The sequence below is a fragment of the Bariatricus sp. SGI.154 genome (assembly GCF_050313795.1).
Lineage (GTDB): Bacteria > Bacillota > Clostridia > Lachnospirales > Lachnospiraceae > CAMBRQ01.
Genome location: NZ_JBNPMC010000005.1, coordinates 1 through 17,206, shown reverse-complemented (window position 1 = coordinate 17,206; position 17,206 = coordinate 1). Strand labels below are relative to the sequence as shown.

Genomic DNA, 17,206 nt, shown 5'->3' with positions numbered 1-17,206 from the left:
ACTGTTTTTATCGCATGCTTGGCAACAAAACCTGCTAAGAAAAGTCAATAGTTTTTTGCAGGTTTTTAAAATATTTTTCTTTCATAAAATTAGGTACAACAAATAGACTGTCATTTAGGCAGCCTTTTTGCAGTCTTTCATTTTGATATTTATTTTATATCCGTATAGATTTCTTTAACTCGTGCGTAATATATTCTGAGAAACTTATTCAGCCCTGCTATTTTAGCAGCTTTTTTTGCCTTGCCTTCAGCTTCTTTTTTGACTATATACTGGTAAACTGGATCATCTGGTCTTGGGTGCGTTTTTATACATCTCATGGTTTCATAGCCGACTTTACGCAGAGCCGCCAATCCACGTTTAGTTATCTTTCGATTAGAACCAACAAATTGCCCTGATTCATAAGGCGGAATATCAATTCCCGCATATGCTATTAAAGCCTTTCCGCTATGGAACCTTCTAACATCACCAATTTCTGCAATTAGCTTTGGTGCCAGAACTTCTCCCACGCCTCCCATCCCCCTCACAATGGAATATTCCGGCAGGCTCTTTGCTAATTCCTGCATTCGTGATAAGATTATGCTTAGAGTTGCATCAACTTCTTTGAGCACTCGGACCGCTTCAGTTACCAGCATTTTGACGGATGGGGTTTCTGAAGATAAGGTAGGAATGCCTTCACGGGCCAGGGCATATATGGCTTGCGCCTTGTCCTGGCTCTGATGGTATTTCTTTTCTTTTGCCCAGGACATGTACTGCTTTATAAATTCTGTTTCACTAAGACATGTGATAGTATCATAGTGCCAAAACCTTTCAACAAAATCACTCAGTTTATCCTTTCGGTTTCCTTCATTCCAACTTGCAAGCATACCCTTGATTCCAGGCATTGTATAATCCAGCAAATGCGTCAATTCATGCAGAGACATGATATGCAGTTTCATATAGTGTCTGTATTGCTGTCCCAGCATCTTCAGTTCCCCATACACATCATCCGATGCTTTGAACTCTGCCATTGTAAACCAGTGTTCAATGCCATAATTAGCAATAATCCTGGAATCGATTTTGTCTGTCTTTGCTTTTCTAAGATCTCCGCTACGGTATACCTTCATCAAGTATGGATTAATAACAGCTACAAACAGTCCTTTTTCCTGTAAATAGGTAAGGACTGGAAGATGATAGATGCCAGTTGCCTCCATAACAACCTTTACTTCATCGTCAAACCTTAGAAGCATAGCCGCGAGTTCCCCCAAATCCTTTTCTACATGGGAGATGTCGAACGGCTTGCTGACAATTTCCCCATAAGGTTTCAGTATGCATACCGTACTTTTCCCTTTTGCCACATCAATTCCTACACTGATCATAATAACCTCCTACTACCTTGGTACATTTTTATTAGCAATCAGTAAAACCATTCACACTTATTACGATTCAGTTTAGTTCGTTACACGAAAGCTCTCATAGAGTATCAACCTGCCTAAGCGAATATTTATAATAAGGGGTTGGTTGACGGTTTTATTGACGGATGTTAAAAATCCAAAAAAGCCCATGCCATACCAACTGCTTTCCCTATTATAATAAAATAAGTGCAGATGTCAGAGTTAATTACTCTCTAACTACTACACTTTTATGGTACTAAAAAGCCCGTTCAGATTAGATTCTTTTTTATTGAATCTGATCCAAACGAGCATCTCGCTTGCCATGCCTTAGCATGTCAAAGGAAGCTCCAGTGGAGGTTTCTTTGACTTAGCTGTAGCTAATGAAATAATCTATTGTTTCAGCTAACCAAAATTAGCAGAGTGTTTATTCCATAAAGGATTTTACTCCTTTTTACACTGTTTTACATCCCCAATCTGAGGTTTTAATAAGACCGAACCCCGATGTTAGCAGGAATCGTATTTTTTCCTGTTTGCAAAACAGTATTTTGGATTAGCTGTCAGCTAACGAAAATCACTTCAAATTAGCTGGAAATTCATTCCCGTCCTGCTTTTTTTCATCTCATTGAAAACAAAAAAGCGGTTCATGACATAGCATTTTCTGCTAATCATTACCGCTTTGTTTGCAACCGTCCCCTGCGGGAATCGAACCCACAGCTAGCGCTTAGGAGGCGCTTGTTTTATCCGTTAAACTAAGAGGACATTACCGATTTTTGGCTTAAACACTGGGTTTTCAGCACTTTGGTTCGGTAACCGTTTTATGATTTTCAGCTAATTTTGACTAGCTGGATATCATCAGATTATTCATTTTATTAACAGTAGAGCATCCGCCTGAATGGGGAAAGCTTCGTTGTTAATTTTGTCTCTTCCAGAATCGATTCGAACTCCAAGTTCTTTTTTCTGTTTTCCCTCAGGGTTCAGCCGCGGCTCCTTCTTAGGAGAGCTCTGTGGTTCTGTTAATCCCTGTCAAGAACTGATATGTTTTGCCCTTTATTATCAAGGACTTTTTTCACTTTCGAATCAAATTCTTGTAATCTGAATATCCTTTCTGTTAAGTCCAGATAAGCCCTGAAAATTAGCAGATTCTTTGCAACTGCTAACATCCGGGGAAAGCTCTGTTGTTATTAACAGATATCATATTCCGGCTACCATCCACTTACAAGCAGGAATGATAAACAATATTCAATTGACCAGATTCTATTATTACTATGCAACGTTATTGTCGATTTGTCTATGGGGTTTCGACTACGACAATTTTTTCAAAATCCTTTTTTCATTTGTTCTTGAAAAATCGCTTAACCGATAGGAACGAACTCTTGTTTTGACAATGATAGGAATCAAAAAACCATTATTTGCAAGCTTCGCACATCTATTAATAACCGTCTTGTTTGTTACACCAATCAACTTACTTACTTCAATTGGTGTAAACTCGTATAATCGTTTTTTTAACAGAAACACTAAAAATTCTTTTTCTTTTGTATTTAGATAAGACAGGCTTCCTTCTAATTCATCTTTCTCTGACGCTTTCGATAACTCATATACTTTTTTAGAATACAATCCCATCATTTTCAAAAAATAATTGATCCAGATTTCCGGATGCGGAGGATTTTCCCTTCCTGAATAATACAATGCAGGTAATCCCATTTGCAACGATGCATAATACTCATCTGGATCATAGGCAAAATATTCTTCCAGAGAACCAATTCCATTAAAACCGTATCCATAATAATCAAGAATATAGCCTGACATTAGTCTGGCAGTTCTTCCATTTCCATCTTCAAAAGGATGAATGGTAACCAGTTGATAATGGACTACGGCAGCAATGATTAACGGATGATCATCTGTGGTATTTACATATTCAACAAGTTCATCCAGTAACTCCGGAATATCTATATACTCTGGTGGAATATATTCTGGTGCTCCCGTTTCGGAATCATATACTGCAAATAACATTCCTGGCGGCATAGGACCTCTTAATCCTATCTTTTCTTCCCCGGCACCTTTTTCAACAATTGCCTGCACTTCAAGAATCATCTTTTTTGAAAAGAGTTCTTTCTTTTTCAACTTCTCTTCCAGAAGATTTAAGGCCAGAAAGTAATTGCGAACTTCCTGTTCTGGCTTCAAAAAATGTTTGTGAGGATCACTGTCAATGGCTTCATTCGCCTGTTTTTCAGTCAAAGGATTTCCCTCAATCTTATTAGAAGCATATGAACTTTTTTTCTTAGAGTTTTTTCTAAGTCTATTCTTTGTAACAGGCGGCAATTCTATCGTGCTAAGAGAAAAACGATTTTCATCAATCTCCGATATCCTTTTTAAAATTTCATTCGTTAGTGTAACCTTTATCAAATTGTCCACCTCCATTTCATCAATATATATTATATCGATTCATGAATTATTTTTCCACTAAAATTACACTATTTTTTCACTATTTTTCATTATTTCATCCTCTTCGCCAGTGACGTAAGAAGTGCTGCCATTTCTGGATTTGAAAGAACCTTTGCAAGCAGTTCTGCATCCAGTTCCTTTAAGGCCGCCTTGCTCACACGCTGAGATTCCTTATTTATGAATAGATACGCCCGGTTCTCCTCAATCGCTTTTTCGGAAATATCGATGCAGTCCCAAAACAAGATTTTCCGCATACTGTGACATTTCAAGTTTACGAAGAAACTCCTCTTGTGCAAAAAGCTGGAGACAAGTCTGATAATTGATTCCTGTTTCCTTTGCTTGCTTTTTTAATCTGGCAAGCACTGATGCGCCCATATCCTTTATCTCTTTTACAGCCATACTCCAACCACCCTTCTTGCCTTTTTTTCCACACCAAGTTTCACAGCATACTCCATCAGTTTAGCAGCATCTTTATCTTTGTCCTTCACATATCTTTGAATCACTGTGTTAAACACTTCTCCATCCATAGTATTAATATGTCTAAGACAATCACAGACCACACGTTCCCGGTCATATATCTTTACGGTAATTCCGTCAATATTTCCTTCACTTACACCAATATCCAATCTGTTTGCATCAATGAAGTGTGGCTTTATAATTGGAAAATCCATCTTGAATTTATTCCTTGCCGATTTGTTATCCACTGCTATATGCCAGATTCCCGGCACACGGTCTGTATATCCATAATACATTGCCGTATTTGAGGCAACTTATCTTTTGAGGTGATATATTTGGGAAACAGCTATATTTACACAAAAGTGGAGGAGCTGGTCAGTCGATTTAAGACCAGAGACCCTTTTGAACTTCTCAACTGCATGAACGTTGTAGTCGGGGAAACATCAAATTACAAGAAATTAAAAGGCTACTGCTTCATGAACTGCCAGACGATTTATGTCATGATCAGCAGTTTCCTTTCAGAAGAAGAGCAGCGTATCGTTGCCGCACACGAACTGGGACACATCGTCCTAACATCGGTCAAAGTTGAAAATGGCTTCAATGAAGGATGATGTACTTTACAATATGAAAGACTGGGCAGAATACAAAGCCAATCTGTTTTCCACCGATCTTCTCCTTGGAGATGACGATGTGGCTAAAATGTCAAAAATGAAGACCTAAATTACTTTGGATTCTGTAGCAGCCTAAATGCCAGTCCAGAGTTAATGAACTTCAAACTGTACAGCCTGATGAAACGCGGGCAGGCTTATCATATGCCGATGGATATACAGAGTAATTTTCTGGCGAAATAGAAAAAACTCGTTCCAACCGAACGAGCTATTTCTATAAAATTTCATGTTTTAAATACTTATCGGTTGTTGAATAATAATCTTTATATTTTTTCCATCAAACACACGATTAAATTGACTTTCATAATTTTGCTTATCTTTTATGATTTTTTCTTTATCATATACGTAGAATAAAATATAGTCCTCCGAATAATGAACAATATCTGCCTCAATTTCTTCGGTTAGTTTTTTCAATCTCGTTTTTTCTCCCGTACATTTTGTTTCCAAAACCAAATTTAGACCCGGAATTTTTAAATCACTTCTAATCATTCCAACTCCTGAATCTTCAGCTACTTCTTTGCGAATATCCGGATATACCGGCTTTAAAACAGCATACAAAAGATGCTGCAAATCATATTCGTTTCCAATTTTGATTTGCTGTAATTTATCTTTCGTCAATGTTGCGCGTTTATCGGGTTCTCTTTCTGTTAATGCCTCTAAAAACATATAAAAATTTTTCAGATATTTTTCTAAATACTCGATATTAACATTCTTTTTTTCTTTTCTTGAAATCATGTAGAGATAATCTAATAGATTTTCTTTTGCTGTAAGCATTTTTTCCTTGTTCGCTTCATCCGAGAACCTATTTTTTATATATTTTTGTTTACACTTAACTTCCTGGCAAATTTCTTCTGAATATCCTTCCGTGTATAGTGTCTGATTCAATTCCTGGACAACTTCGTTATACTCTTTTTCTGTGGCAACACAACTAATTTTTTCTATAAAAGCACCCAATATGTTATCCATTCATTCTCCCCCATCTTAGATAAAATAAAAATAATGGATCAAGGACATAAATAGTTCCATCCTTCCATTCGATTGCACGATAAATTTCTTCTTTTCCTTCTAAAATTCCTTGCAAACTATTCAAATGATTTTTAACGGTTTGTTTGTCTAATTTTGTATCGGTAGTTTTAATAAGCTGAATGATTCTATTATAGAAAGTATCAAAATCTATTTCCATCAATGGAGGATTTTTTGCTAAAGATTCAACAATCAGACCATATAAATCCAGTTCCTTGCCATCAATAGTTTGATAATGTTTCCTTTGCTGGCCTCGTGGATTTGGTCCCTTTGACATCACACTTACTACATCAGCATAATTAAAGTTCATCGTGGTGAATTTGTAAGCCCTTTGCAATATATCATCATTTATTTCCTGTTTTTCTTCATCTTCTAATAGTGTACAAATACTCAGGCATATATATTGCATCAATTGCGGCGATGTAAGACACTCAACAGCCAATTTCTCCGCAATAGAATTCTCTATTTTAATATTCAATTTATCAAAGCCTTTTAATGCAATCTTTTTCAGATCCTCTTCCTTCCATGTTTCTATATTAATCAAGCTCAACCTGCCTGATAAATCTGCATTCTGTCTAATAGCATCATCCGCTCTATGTGGTAAGGAAACTACAACTACTTTTAATTCTCGTCTTATTGCATCTTTCAACTGTTGTGCCATTTTCATTTGCATTTCCGGTGATGCATAGTGGAAATCATCTATAACTAAAACCTTTTCGTTTTCAATGTAATACTGTATTACTTTATCTTTAGACAGAACATATTTTTCGCTTTTACTATCGCTCTCTTTGTTATTTCCTTCCGTAGCAGACCTTTCTGTAGTTATTTCACCCATATATGGTAATCCAACCTTTGCTGCTATAGTTGCCCAAAAATCTACATTCTCATTAAAATCTGCCCCCGATATTTCAACAATATTATCTAGGCCTATAACTTGTTCACATAATATAGTCTTTCCCATTTTAGAAGGACCTATTATCGAAGTTAAGCATCCTGCTGTTCTTAAAGCTTGTTTTAATCTTAATTCGTATGAAATTCCTGTATTTTCATAATTACGAGATACATATGTATATTCCGGAAATGCACCTGGTTTAAATACATTTTCTGCTTTCAGCTGCATACTTCCACCTCCTAAAACTTTCTATGACTATTATACCACATATTTTACTATTTAAAACCTTTTTTACCCTTTTTATGGCTATATATCTTATTTTTTACCTTTAGATACCTTTGTGTATGGTATACACACTAAAAACTGGTAATTCAGATTAATTTATTATAAAATAAGAAATCCCGTTCGCAAAGAACAGACCTTTATAATCCTCATTTTTTCTTCCCTTTCGTCAGATCATAACTTTCCCCAATCATACGCCGGATATCTTGATCTGGAACAGAGCCATCCAGGATAATAGATGTCTTCTTATTCTCTTTATGACACATAACACACCAATTATCATCATGAAAAGGATAATCTTCATATACATCTTGAAATGAATGGCAATATTGTATTGCCTCCTGCCTTGTCTGCATAGTTTCCTCTTTTCTTTAACCTTCCTCTCCCCGAATCGGAGCATAGAAGATTAATAAATCTATATACTTTTCTCCATCTCCCAGTGTTACTTCCAGAGCTGATAGTTCAATGTTTGCTGGTAACAGATCCTTATTCTCTTCATGATGAAGAATCCCATCATTCGTCTGTATCTCTTCCTCATTGATCACTGCCAGCATGATGGTTGCCAGAGTATTACCAAGATCATCCGGTTCCACATATCCGAGACTGGCAGTCAGGCTCCCCTGCGGATTCGCATCAATCATCGGCACTTTTTTCTTTTGCGAGACCAATTCCTAAATTTACGGTTGTCGTGGTCTTTCCGACACCGCCTTTCTGATTTGTAACAGCGATTACTTTACACATTCTTCATTCCTCCGTTTCTTATTTATCCCAGTATTGTTCCATCCATATTTTTAAGATTGCTACGATTTCACGCTTCATCATTTCCGGTGTATAGTTGTTTGGAAAGTATCTGTGAAGCTGTTCATTTGTAAATGTGACTCTGGATATTTCCCCTTTTTTTATTTCACTTAGGATATCTTGCATCTTCTCCAGAGTCAGTTTTCCATCTTTACTCAATTTCTTTATTCTTTGTGCCTGAGAAAGAGATGGCACTGATTGAGCATAATCCATGGCTTCGATTAAATGTTTTTGTTCATTTTCCTTTAATGCTGCCAGTTCAACTGCCGGATTGAATGAAATAAGCTCATCATCCAGCTGTTGTAAAAGTTCCGGAATCAGATTCGTGAGAGTAATATATCTTTGTACCTGCTTTGGACTTTCACCCGTTTCTTCTGCTATGATTTCCACTATTCTTTTTACTTTTAAATTGTGGTCGATTTGGCTACGCGGTCTTCCGGCAGTCCTTTTCATAGCATCATTTTTCATTTTGTAAGCAAAAGTTTTCTCACTGTAACTGATCCGTTCCCTTTGAAGATTGGAATCCACCATTTTTATAATGGCTTCTTCATCGTTCATAACCCGAATGATCACAGGCACTTTTCGATATCCAAGTTGCTGTGCCGCATATTTTCTTCTGTGACCTGAAATGATTTCGTATACACCATCTGGTACAGGTCTGACAATCAGCGGATTTAAAACGCCATATTTCTTTATGCTGTCTTTCAGAAGATGCATATCCTTATCATCTTCAACCTTGAATGGATGATCTTTAAAAGATCTGAGCCTTTCAATCTCAATTTCAATTACCTTTTCATCATCAAACTGATTGGCTGCTTCTTTTTCTGCCATTGAACTCCTCCTTTTCCTGTAATCCAAACAAAAATGCCCGTTCAGATTAGATTCTTTTTTATTGAATCTGATCCAAACGAGCATCTCGATTACCATTAGCTGTAGCTAATGAAATATTCTATTTTTCCCTGTTTGAAAAACAGTATTTTTGATTAGCCGCCAGCTAACGAAAATCACTTCAAATTAGTTGAAAATTCATTCCCGACCTGCTTTTTTCATCTCATTGAAAACAAAAAAGCGGTTCATGACATAGCATTTTCTGCTAATCATTACCGCTTTGTTTGCAACCGTCCCCTGCGAGAATCGAACTCACAACTAGCGCTTAGGAGTATGGCGTACCGTTTCGCACGCGGCTCATATGTGACTTCCAATGACATTTCATTCGCAAACTATCATAAAATACTCGAACTTGATGCCGTAAGGTCACTATGGAAAAACAAGCGAAGCGTTCACTGCCCGAAGCGCGGACATATACAGTTGAACAAATTGCGGCCATCCTTGGCATAGGACGGACTTCTGCATATAAACTTGTGAAGAAAGAAAAGTTCAAAACTGTTCGTATCGGCTATTCCATTCGCATTTCAAAGAAGTCTTTCGACGAATGGCTGGAAAATATGGAATTGTAAATATGATGGCAACGCCACAGGCATAAAACCTGTGGCGTTTTTTCATGTTCTCATTCAGTTCCATTCTTCCGACAGCAGGAAATCCCGGATATTGCGGTGCTTGATCCCGTCTCGGCTCATGTCAAACTCATCCAGAGAGACGACGTACTTCGGGAAGTTATCACGGACGCCATCATAGGCGCCAAATTCCCGCCTGGACGTTTCTTCGGAGGCCAGCAGATAGCAGACCTGGACATAGAGCTTTTCCCGCTGCTTCTCGCAGACAAAGTCGATCTCCTTCTCGCCTGCTTTGCCAACGGTGACGGTATAGCCCCGGCGCAGCAGCTCCATATAGACAATGTTTTCCAGCACAAGGTTGATATCCCGCATGTTCCCGCCAAAAACAGCTTCCCGTACCCCGTGATCGGCCACATAGTATTTCTCATTGACGGTGAGGATTTTCTTACCCTGTAAGTCCTGACGCTTCACTTGATAGAACAGGAAAGCATCAGTACAGGCTTTGATATAGTTCAGCACCGTATCCGGAGAGACAGAGCGGCCTTCACTTTTCAGGTACTTGGAAATGGCGGTGGAGGAAAAAGTGGTGCCAATGTTGGAGGTGATATAGGCAATGATCCGCTCCAGCATGTCCACATCCCGGATTCGATTGCGCTTTACAATGTCTTTCAGCTCCACGGAGTTGTAAAGGTCCTGCAAATACTGGCGGCTGGCCGCTTCGTCATACCAGAGGTTAGACAGATAGGGCATCCCGCCGATAGTCAGATATTTTGTGAAGCATTTTTCCACACTGGTGTCCGGGAACACAGTTCGGTACAGCTCGATGAACTCCGCAAAGGAGAAAGGATAAATCACGAACTCCACATACCGCCCGGCCAAATAGGTCGCCAGCTCGCCGGAAAGCAGCTTGGCATTTGAGCCGGTGATGTAAATATCGCAATCCAGTTCCACGCGGAAGGAGTTGATACACTTCTCCCAGGCGTCCACCTCCTGGATTTCATCGAAAAAGAGATAAACCTTACCATGGATCTCCGAGGCTCTGTGAATGATCTCATCATGCAGTTGGGCCGCCGTACAAAGATGAGCGTTGCTCATGTTTTCAAAATTGATGGAAATGAACTGCGTGCTGTCTACACCGGAGGCGCGCAGTTCTTCTTTGATCAGGTCCAGCATGACGGATTTCCCGCTGCGGCGGATTCCGGTTAAGACCTTGACCAGATCGTTTCCGATAAATGGCCGGATACGGCTCATGTAGGTTTCTCGTTTAATCATATTGACCAGCCTCCTTTCTGAGACTGTCAATATGATATCACAAGTATATTTGATTTTCAAGTCAGTTTCTTTTGATTTACCGATTATACTCGATAAAATCAAAATATCGACATTGTTTGACAATTGAAAAAGATAAATTTCAGAAAGGAGCAGATAAATGAAGTTGAATGAAGCGGAAATGAGGATGGCGTATCACTGATCCTGAAAAAGCCAAAGACTGATTCCAGTATCCGCAAGGTGTGGCTGCCGAAAATGCTTGCCCACATTCTGCGGGAGTGGAAGAAGGCCCAGGACGAACTGAGAGGCTTTCTGGGGGACGAATATCAGGACTTCAATCTTGTTGTGGCGCTGCCCAATGGCCGCCCCTGTGAGGACCGTATCACTCTGAAAGAGTTTTCCAAACTCCGTGAAGAAGCAGGATTGCCCAGAGTAGTTTTCCATTCCCTCCGTCATTCCAGCACCACCTACAAGTTGAAATTGAACCACGGCGATCTGAAGGCCACCCAGGGTGACACGGGCCATGCGGAGATTGATATGATTACCAGCATCTACGCTCACATTCTGGACGAGGACAGAAAGGTCAACGCCCAGAAGTTTGAGAGTGCCTTTTACTCTAATCCCGATTTGCGCAGGATGCGCCCTCCAGAGGAACCAAAGGAGCCGGAACCGGCGCCCATCGATCTTGCAGGTCTGGTAGAATAGTTTCAAAAGTCGCCGGAGCTGGCAAGCGCCCTGGCTGCACTGATCGCGCAACAGGCACAACCAGCCAGCAAGTAGTTCGGAAAAGACGGAAAACTCAAATTAGCAAACTCCCATTTTTTCTTAGCAAATTTGTGAAAACCGTTCGATTCCTTTTAGCAAATATACATTTTGCAGCGCATAAAAATCTCCCGGCGCCGGAGAACCGGCTGTCGGGAGAAATGAGAACAAAAAACGCTGCAAACCCCCGAAAAAAGGGCTTGCAGCGGTGCTTTCTGGCGTCCCAGAGAGGACTTGAACCTCCGACCCCACGCTTAGGAGGCGTGTGCTCTATCCAACTGAGCTACTGGGACTTATGCAAAAAATATGAACTTGTATTCCTAATTTAGACTCGAACCATCTAGCGCTTAGGAGGCGCTTGTTATATCCATTTAACTAAGGGAACTCACCATATTCAATACTTCCATCATTCAGAAGGCACCAGACCAATGCACCCCAGTGCCTTCCTATTATACTTCATATATATACCACTTGTCAAAGCCTATTCTAAAAATTAATCCTGCCCTGCATCCACATATTTCCCTTGAATCGTCTTCCAACCGCCGGATCACCCATAACTCCCTTTACAGGCACACAGATATCGAATGACAGACCGTTCACTTCCAGTTTCATCACATACACTTCTTCCAAAGTATATTCATTCACGATCCGCTGCAATTCCAGTATCTCTCCCATAATGGAATAATGATCACACTCTATTCCATACGGCATAATATAAGTATCTACGATACTAAAGACATCTTCCGTGATCAATCGTCTAGATACCTTCGAATATGTATCGATATCATCCATAGTCAGGCTTTCAATTGCAACCGGATCTCCGGTTCTGGCAGCACTCATAAGCATCATACGATTGTGCACTTCTTCCTGCTGCTTTCTTTCCTGCTCTTTATCCTTAAGTACCGGAAGAAGTATCGTCCCGCCATTACAGAGTCCGGAGAGAGTCACAGACGAATACTTGATAGAATGCTTTGTCATCTGTCTTTCCTTGAGATATTCAACAACATTCTGCAAGTGGAAGATCAGATTAATTCCAACCTTCATCTCTTCACAGACCCCTACATAAGATTCTTTATCCATTCTTCTTTCGATATAGACATCCGCATAAGAAGTAATTCCGGTTCCAATGAAATAGGGATAGTAATATTGTCTTTCGAAGGACTCATCGATATCCATATCTCCACACAATGCAATTCCCAGCCCAGCCCCGAATTCTTTCTGGTATTCGCAGAAATCCATCTCATCATCCTGGAAAATCAGATCGTGCTGGGTAAAGGAATCTTCTACCTGTGTCAGGATCTCGTTCAGTTCTCTTTTGCTGCTAATGTCGCCAAATCCAATGGCTTTCAGGTATTGATGCATATTATTGTCCTTATAACTATAATAATACTTATTTCTTAGGTGTAAGTTCTTTTGCTCCGCCCATGTATGGCTGCAATACTTCCGGAATCTTAACTGTTCCGTCTGCCTGCAGATTATTCTCCAGGAATGCGATTAACATTCTCGGAGGTGCTGCTACCGTATTGTTCAGCGTATGAGCGAAATATTTTCCATCTGCTCCTTTTACACGGATGCCAAGTCTTCTTGCCTGTGCATCGCCAAGGTTAGAGCAGCTTCCAACTTCAAAGTATTTCTTCTGTCTTGGAGACCATGCTTCTACGTCACAAGATTTTACTTTCAGGTCTGCCAGATCGCCAGAACAACATTCCAAAGTACGTACAGGGATATCCATAGAACGGAAAAGGTCTACCGTATTCTGCCACAGATTGTCATACCATTTCATGCTTTCTTCCGGCTTGCATACAACGATCATTTCCTGTTTTTCGAACTGATGGATTCTGTATACACCACGTTCTTCGATTCCGTGAGCTCCTTTTTCCTTACGGAAGCACGGAGAATAACTGGTTAATGTCTGTGGCAACTGATCCTCTGTCAGCATTGTATCAATGAATTTACCAATCATAGAATGCTCACTGGTTCCGATCAGATACAGATCTTCGCCCTCAATCTTATACATCATGGCATCCATTTCTGCAAAACTCATAACTCCTGTTACGACATTGCTTCTGATCATGAATGGAGGGATACAGTATGTGAATCCACGACCGATCATGAAATCACGCGCATAGGATAATACCGCAGAATGAAGTCTTGCAATATCCCCCATCAGATAATAGAAGCCATTACCTGCAACTCTTCCTGCACTCTCAAGGTCGATTCCGTTGAAACTCTCCATAATCTCTGTATGATATGGAATTTCGAACTCAGGAACAACCGGCTCACCGTATTTCTGAATCTCAACATTCTCACTGTCATCTTTTCCAATCGGTACAGATGGATCGATGATATTCGGAATAGTCATCATAATTTTCTTAATCTTTGCTTCTACTTCTTTTTCTTCTGCAGATAATGTCTCTACTCTGTCAGCATTCTCCTGAACTTTTTTCTTTAATTCTTCCGCTTCTTCTTTCTTACCCTGTGCCATGCAAGCGCCGATCTGCTTTGAAATCTTATTGCGGTCCGCGCGGAGCGCTTCTACTTCCTGTTTAATATCTCTATTCTTCTGATCTAATTCTAATACTTCATCTACCAGAGGTAATTTCTCATCCTGGAATTTTTTCTTAATATTCTCCTTTACTACATCTGGATTCATTCTTACGAATTTAATATCTAACATATCAGTATCCTCCTCATATTTGGTATATTATTTCTTAATATCTTTCATATCCATCTCATAAGCCTCGAAGATTGCTTTATCAAGTGCTTCTGCTTCCTCTTCAGCTAATTCGACATAACTCTCACCTTTTACGATTTCCTTCACATAAGTGTAACAGCCTTCTCTGCTGTGCATTGCATTAAGTACCCAGCCACTGTTATTTCCATCCAGCATCGCCAGAGCGAAACTTAATTTGCCACCCATCTCATTGAAAGCATCATACTTTACAATTCCAACCTTTCGGTAATCACTTTCCATCTTCTTATTGATTTCTTTGATATCGATACGGTTCTGTTTGGTGATTTTAAGGATTGACTCGACTTCTGCAAACCTTTCTTTCATGCTCTCTTCTAGAGTCTTTCCATCTTTTCCCTTCATAAACGTAGCATAACTGCTTTTTAGTCTATTATACTTCAGAGTAACATTCACATATAACACAAAGAGTACGACAATCAGAACCAATAAGAATATAAGTATGAATGCCGGATCGATTCCAAGTGCTGTTAGTATCTTGCTTTCCATATATTAATCTTCCCTTCTTATACTCATTATCATTTCGAACATATGTTCTAATTCTTTATCCGAATAGTATTCTATCTCTATCTTCCCTTTTCCCTTTCCTTTTGAAGCAATCTTTACTTTTGTTCCCATTACTTCTTTCATCTTCTCTTCAAGATCATTATAGATAAATGCATTCTCTATGATTTTCTTTTCTTTTGGCTTCTTTGGAGTCTTAATCTCTTTGATGAGTTTCTCAATCTCACGGACACTCATCTTATCATCAAATATCTTATTAGCCAATATATACTGCTGTTCTTTGTCATCTATCGCTAACAATGCTCTTGCATGACCAGTTGATATCATATCATCTATAATCATCTGCTGAACTCTCTCATCCAATTTCAGAAGACGCATAGAGTTAGTAACGGCTGTCCTGCTCTTAGATACTCTTTCAGCAACTTCATCTTGCTTTAAATTGAATTCCTGTAGGAGTCTCTTATAAGCCATAGCTTCTTCAATCGGATTCAGATTTTCTCTCTGAATATTTTCAATCAACCCGATTTCTACTATTTCTTGCTCAGTATAATCCTTAACAATAACCGGAACTTCTTTTACTCCGGCTATCTTAGCCGCTCTCCATCTTCTCTCTCCGGCTATGATCTCATAATAGTCTTTTCTTTTTCTGACCAGTAATGGCTGTAATACACCATATTGTTTGATAGAATCTGCTAATTCATACAGGGCATCTTCTTCAAACTTTTTACGCGGCTGATCTCTGTTAGGCTCTACCATATTAATCTTCATCATCTGTTCACCCGATTTCACTTCTGGTTCTACTTCTTTTTTTGATGATGCTTCTGTTTCAGCAGGTTTTACATTCCTGTTATCAGGTATAAGACTATCTAATCCTTTTCCAAGTCCTTTTTTCTTTACTGCCATGACATCCTCCTTACTATTCTTCTCCTCTGCTTATTACTTCGTCTGCAAGTCTCATATAACTATCTGCTCCTGCTGATTTCGCATCATACTGATTAATCGGCATACCATAACTTGGTGCCTCGGCAAGACGAATATTTCTCGGAATAATAGTTTTATAGATATTCTGCTGCAAATTATCTTTGACATTTTCTACAACCTGCAATGATAGATTAGTTCTCGCATCGTACATAGTGAATACAACACCTTCAATCTCTAATGTAGGATTCAGTCTCTCCTTTACCAATTCAACAGTATGTATCAACTGACTTAATCCCTCCAGGGCGTAATATTCACATTGTATCGGAACTAATACCGAATCAGCCGTAGTCATAGCATTAATCGTAAGCATACTCAGAGATGGCGGACAATCTATAACAACATAATCATAATTGTCTCTAATTTTCTGAATAGAGTTTCTTACAATATACTCTTTTTCTTCAACCCCAATTAATTCTATCTCCGCCGCTGACAAGTCTACATTCGCAGGAAGTATATCAAGATTCTCAATAGTTTCTCTCTGCAATACCTCTTCAACTTCTGCCTCACCTATTATCATATCATAGATAGTCTTTTCAACAGAATTCTTGTCCAAGCCAAGTCCGCTGGACATATTTCCCTGAGGATCCATGTCAATAGCGAGAACCTTCTGTCCTTTTTCAGCAAGACAGGCAGATAGATTAATTGCAGTTGTAGTTTTACCAACCCCACCCTTTTGATTGGCAATTGCTATAATTCTTCCCATCTGTAATCACCTTTCTTTCAGCATGATTTTAGTATATCACTTTTCTCTAGAGTTATCTACAAAATGTTTGATGCAAAAACTAGATTTTATGTTTTCTATAAATGTTTCACGTGAAACATTTGATTTTTAGTTATATTTTTATCTGTTACTGAATTCCATCTTTGAAGTTCCAGTGTAAAAGTTTTTATTTACAATACATTTACTTTATTACCGGATATATTAACATATACATTTCTAAATATTTGTGTATATCATTAAATATATAATTATTAATAGGTATTATATTTGACATTAATTCTAATTGCTTTCTTATAATATCTATAACTTTATTCTTTTATTTCCTTATATCATTGTTGTTTTCAGCAACTGTTATATTCTTATATAATCAATTAGCAGTAAAAAATAACAATTAGTAAATAGTCTAATCAAAAAGTAAAGTAAAACAGATGGATAGTAATAGTATAATTAAATATTAATAATACAATTGAATAGTAAAATAAAAGCGGTAGTCAACAAATACTTAGATCAAAAAAACAGTCGAAAACTGATGGCTGGCAAATAATAGTATAGAATAAATAATTAATCTCTATATTTTAATAATAATGTTTCACGTGAAACATTATATACTCACTTGTGTTAATGAAGATTGAACACCTCCAATATTCTTCTATAATTATAGTTACTCTAGTATTGGATACTTTCCAGCATTCATATTTACCACATAATCATTTATCCTCTTCTTATAACTCGATCTCCATATCTACGAATCAAAAATCAAAGTATTAATAATATATTTCAACGCTTTATGACATTTTGTTGTCAGATCACATTTTAACAATATAACAATCAACAG

Annotated in this window: 17 protein-coding genes, 2 tRNA genes and 2 pseudogenes; 3 read left to right on the top strand and 18 right to left on the bottom strand. The window is 38.4% G+C overall.

Annotated features, from left to right (window positions below; all coding sequences use genetic code 11):
- Positions 1–149 precede the first annotated feature (149 nt).
- The 6 genes and pseudogenes from ACQRBN_RS04065 to ACQRBN_RS04040 form a co-directional block, all read right to left on the bottom strand.
- Positions 150–1,355, bottom strand: coding sequence for an IS110 family transposase (locus tag ACQRBN_RS04065; RefSeq protein ID WP_297872940.1), 1,206 nt, complete (start codon positions 1,353–1,355; stop codon positions 150–152).
- 702 nt (positions 1,356–2,057) lie between these two features.
- Positions 2,058–2,129 (bottom strand) — tRNA-Arg (locus ACQRBN_RS04060).
- Positions 2,130–2,672: 543 nt separating this feature from the next.
- Positions 2,673–3,782, bottom strand: coding sequence for a Fic family protein (locus tag ACQRBN_RS04055; protein WP_427737699.1), 1,110 nt, complete (start codon positions 3,780–3,782; stop codon positions 2,673–2,675).
- A gap of 80 nt (positions 3,783–3,862) precedes the next feature.
- A pseudogene (locus tag ACQRBN_RS04050) lies at positions 3,863–4,054 on the bottom strand (hypothetical protein); the annotation flags it as partial.
- Complete coding sequence (locus ACQRBN_RS04045) at positions 4,014–4,211, bottom strand: hypothetical protein (protein ID WP_427737801.1); 198 nt, start codon at positions 4,209–4,211, stop codon at positions 4,014–4,016. The gene ACQRBN_RS04045 and the pseudogene ACQRBN_RS04050, both read right to left, overlap by 41 nt.
- On the bottom strand, positions 4,202–4,483 hold the full coding sequence (locus ACQRBN_RS04040) for a type IV toxin-antitoxin system AbiEi family antitoxin domain-containing protein (RefSeq protein WP_427737698.1): 282 nt from the start codon (positions 4,481–4,483) through the stop codon (positions 4,202–4,204). Before ACQRBN_RS04040 ends, ACQRBN_RS04045 begins: the two co-directional genes overlap by 10 nt.
- A 120-nt stretch (positions 4,484–4,603) precedes the next feature.
- Here ACQRBN_RS04040 and ACQRBN_RS04035 point away from each other — a divergent pair, with 120 nt between their 5' ends.
- The gene (locus tag ACQRBN_RS04035; RefSeq protein ID WP_427737697.1) at positions 4,604–4,879 is read left to right on the top strand and encodes an ImmA/IrrE family metallo-endopeptidase; all 276 of its coding nucleotides are present in this window, start codon (positions 4,604–4,606) and stop codon (positions 4,877–4,879) included.
- Between the two features lie 288 nt (positions 4,880–5,167).
- Here the strand turns inward: ACQRBN_RS04035 and ACQRBN_RS04030 are convergent, their stop codons facing one another.
- The 5 genes and pseudogenes from ACQRBN_RS04030 to ACQRBN_RS04010 all read right to left on the bottom strand — a co-directional run bounded on the left by ACQRBN_RS04030 (position 5,168) and on the right by ACQRBN_RS04010 (position 8,762).
- On the bottom strand, positions 5,168–5,902 hold the full coding sequence (locus tag ACQRBN_RS04030; RefSeq protein ID WP_427737696.1) for a hypothetical protein: 735 nt from the start codon (positions 5,900–5,902) through the stop codon (positions 5,168–5,170).
- Entirely contained in the window at positions 5,895–7,079 is a 1,185-nt protein-coding gene (locus ACQRBN_RS04025; protein ID WP_427737695.1) for an AAA family ATPase, read from the bottom strand. Before ACQRBN_RS04025 ends, ACQRBN_RS04030 begins: the two co-directional genes overlap by 8 nt.
- A gap of 203 nt (positions 7,080–7,282) precedes the next feature.
- A complete protein-coding gene (locus ACQRBN_RS04020) occupies positions 7,283–7,489 on the bottom strand; it encodes a hypothetical protein (protein WP_427737694.1) in 207 nt (68 codons plus the stop codon).
- A gap of 75 nt (positions 7,490–7,564) precedes the next feature.
- Positions 7,565–7,874, bottom strand: a pseudogene (locus ACQRBN_RS04015) (ParA family protein); the annotation flags it as partial.
- A gap of 18 nt (positions 7,875–7,892) precedes the next feature.
- On the bottom strand, positions 7,893–8,762 hold the full coding sequence (locus ACQRBN_RS04010) for a ParB/RepB/Spo0J family partition protein (protein WP_427737693.1): 870 nt from the start codon (positions 8,760–8,762) through the stop codon (positions 7,893–7,895).
- A 428-nt stretch (positions 8,763–9,190) separates the two neighbouring features.
- On the opposite strand from ACQRBN_RS04010, the gene ACQRBN_RS04005 reads away from it, so the two are divergent.
- Entirely contained in the window at positions 9,191–9,388 is a 198-nt protein-coding gene (locus ACQRBN_RS04005) for a helix-turn-helix domain-containing protein (RefSeq protein ID WP_427737691.1), read from the top strand.
- Positions 9,389–9,442: 54 nt separating this feature from the next.
- Here the strand turns inward: ACQRBN_RS04005 and ACQRBN_RS04000 are convergent, their stop codons facing one another.
- A complete protein-coding gene (locus ACQRBN_RS04000) occupies positions 9,443–10,657 on the bottom strand; it encodes an ATP-binding protein (RefSeq protein WP_427737690.1) in 1,215 nt (404 codons plus the stop codon).
- A 195-nt stretch (positions 10,658–10,852) separates the two neighbouring features.
- Between ACQRBN_RS04000 and ACQRBN_RS03995 the strand changes: the two genes are divergently transcribed.
- Complete coding sequence (locus tag ACQRBN_RS03995; RefSeq protein ID WP_427737797.1) at positions 10,853–11,359, top strand: tyrosine-type recombinase/integrase; 507 nt, start codon at positions 10,853–10,855, stop codon at positions 11,357–11,359.
- A 273-nt stretch (positions 11,360–11,632) separates the two neighbouring features.
- Here ACQRBN_RS03995 and ACQRBN_RS03990 read toward each other — a convergent pair.
- From ACQRBN_RS03990 to ACQRBN_RS03965, 6 genes are all read right to left on the bottom strand, one after another.
- Positions 11,633–11,709: transfer RNA gene (locus ACQRBN_RS03990), tRNA-Arg, on the bottom strand.
- A 193-nt stretch (positions 11,710–11,902) separates the two neighbouring features.
- Complete coding sequence (locus ACQRBN_RS03985) at positions 11,903–12,778, bottom strand: DUF3881 family protein (RefSeq protein WP_427737689.1); 876 nt, start codon at positions 12,776–12,778, stop codon at positions 11,903–11,905.
- A gap of 28 nt (positions 12,779–12,806) precedes the next feature.
- Entirely contained in the window at positions 12,807–14,093 is a 1,287-nt protein-coding gene (serS, locus tag ACQRBN_RS03980) for a serine--tRNA ligase (protein WP_427737688.1), read from the bottom strand.
- 27 nt (positions 14,094–14,120) lie between these two features.
- Positions 14,121–14,654: a DUF4446 family protein gene (locus tag ACQRBN_RS03975; protein WP_427737687.1), complete on the bottom strand. Its 534-nt coding sequence runs from the start codon at positions 14,652–14,654 to the stop codon at positions 14,121–14,123.
- A 3-nt stretch (positions 14,655–14,657) separates the two neighbouring features.
- Positions 14,658–15,572: a ParB/RepB/Spo0J family partition protein gene (locus ACQRBN_RS03970; protein ID WP_427737686.1), complete on the bottom strand. Its 915-nt coding sequence runs from the start codon at positions 15,570–15,572 to the stop codon at positions 14,658–14,660.
- Between the two features lie 13 nt (positions 15,573–15,585).
- On the bottom strand, positions 15,586–16,353 hold the full coding sequence (locus ACQRBN_RS03965) for a ParA family protein (protein WP_427737685.1): 768 nt from the start codon (positions 16,351–16,353) through the stop codon (positions 15,586–15,588).
- Positions 16,354–17,206 lie beyond the last annotated feature (853 nt).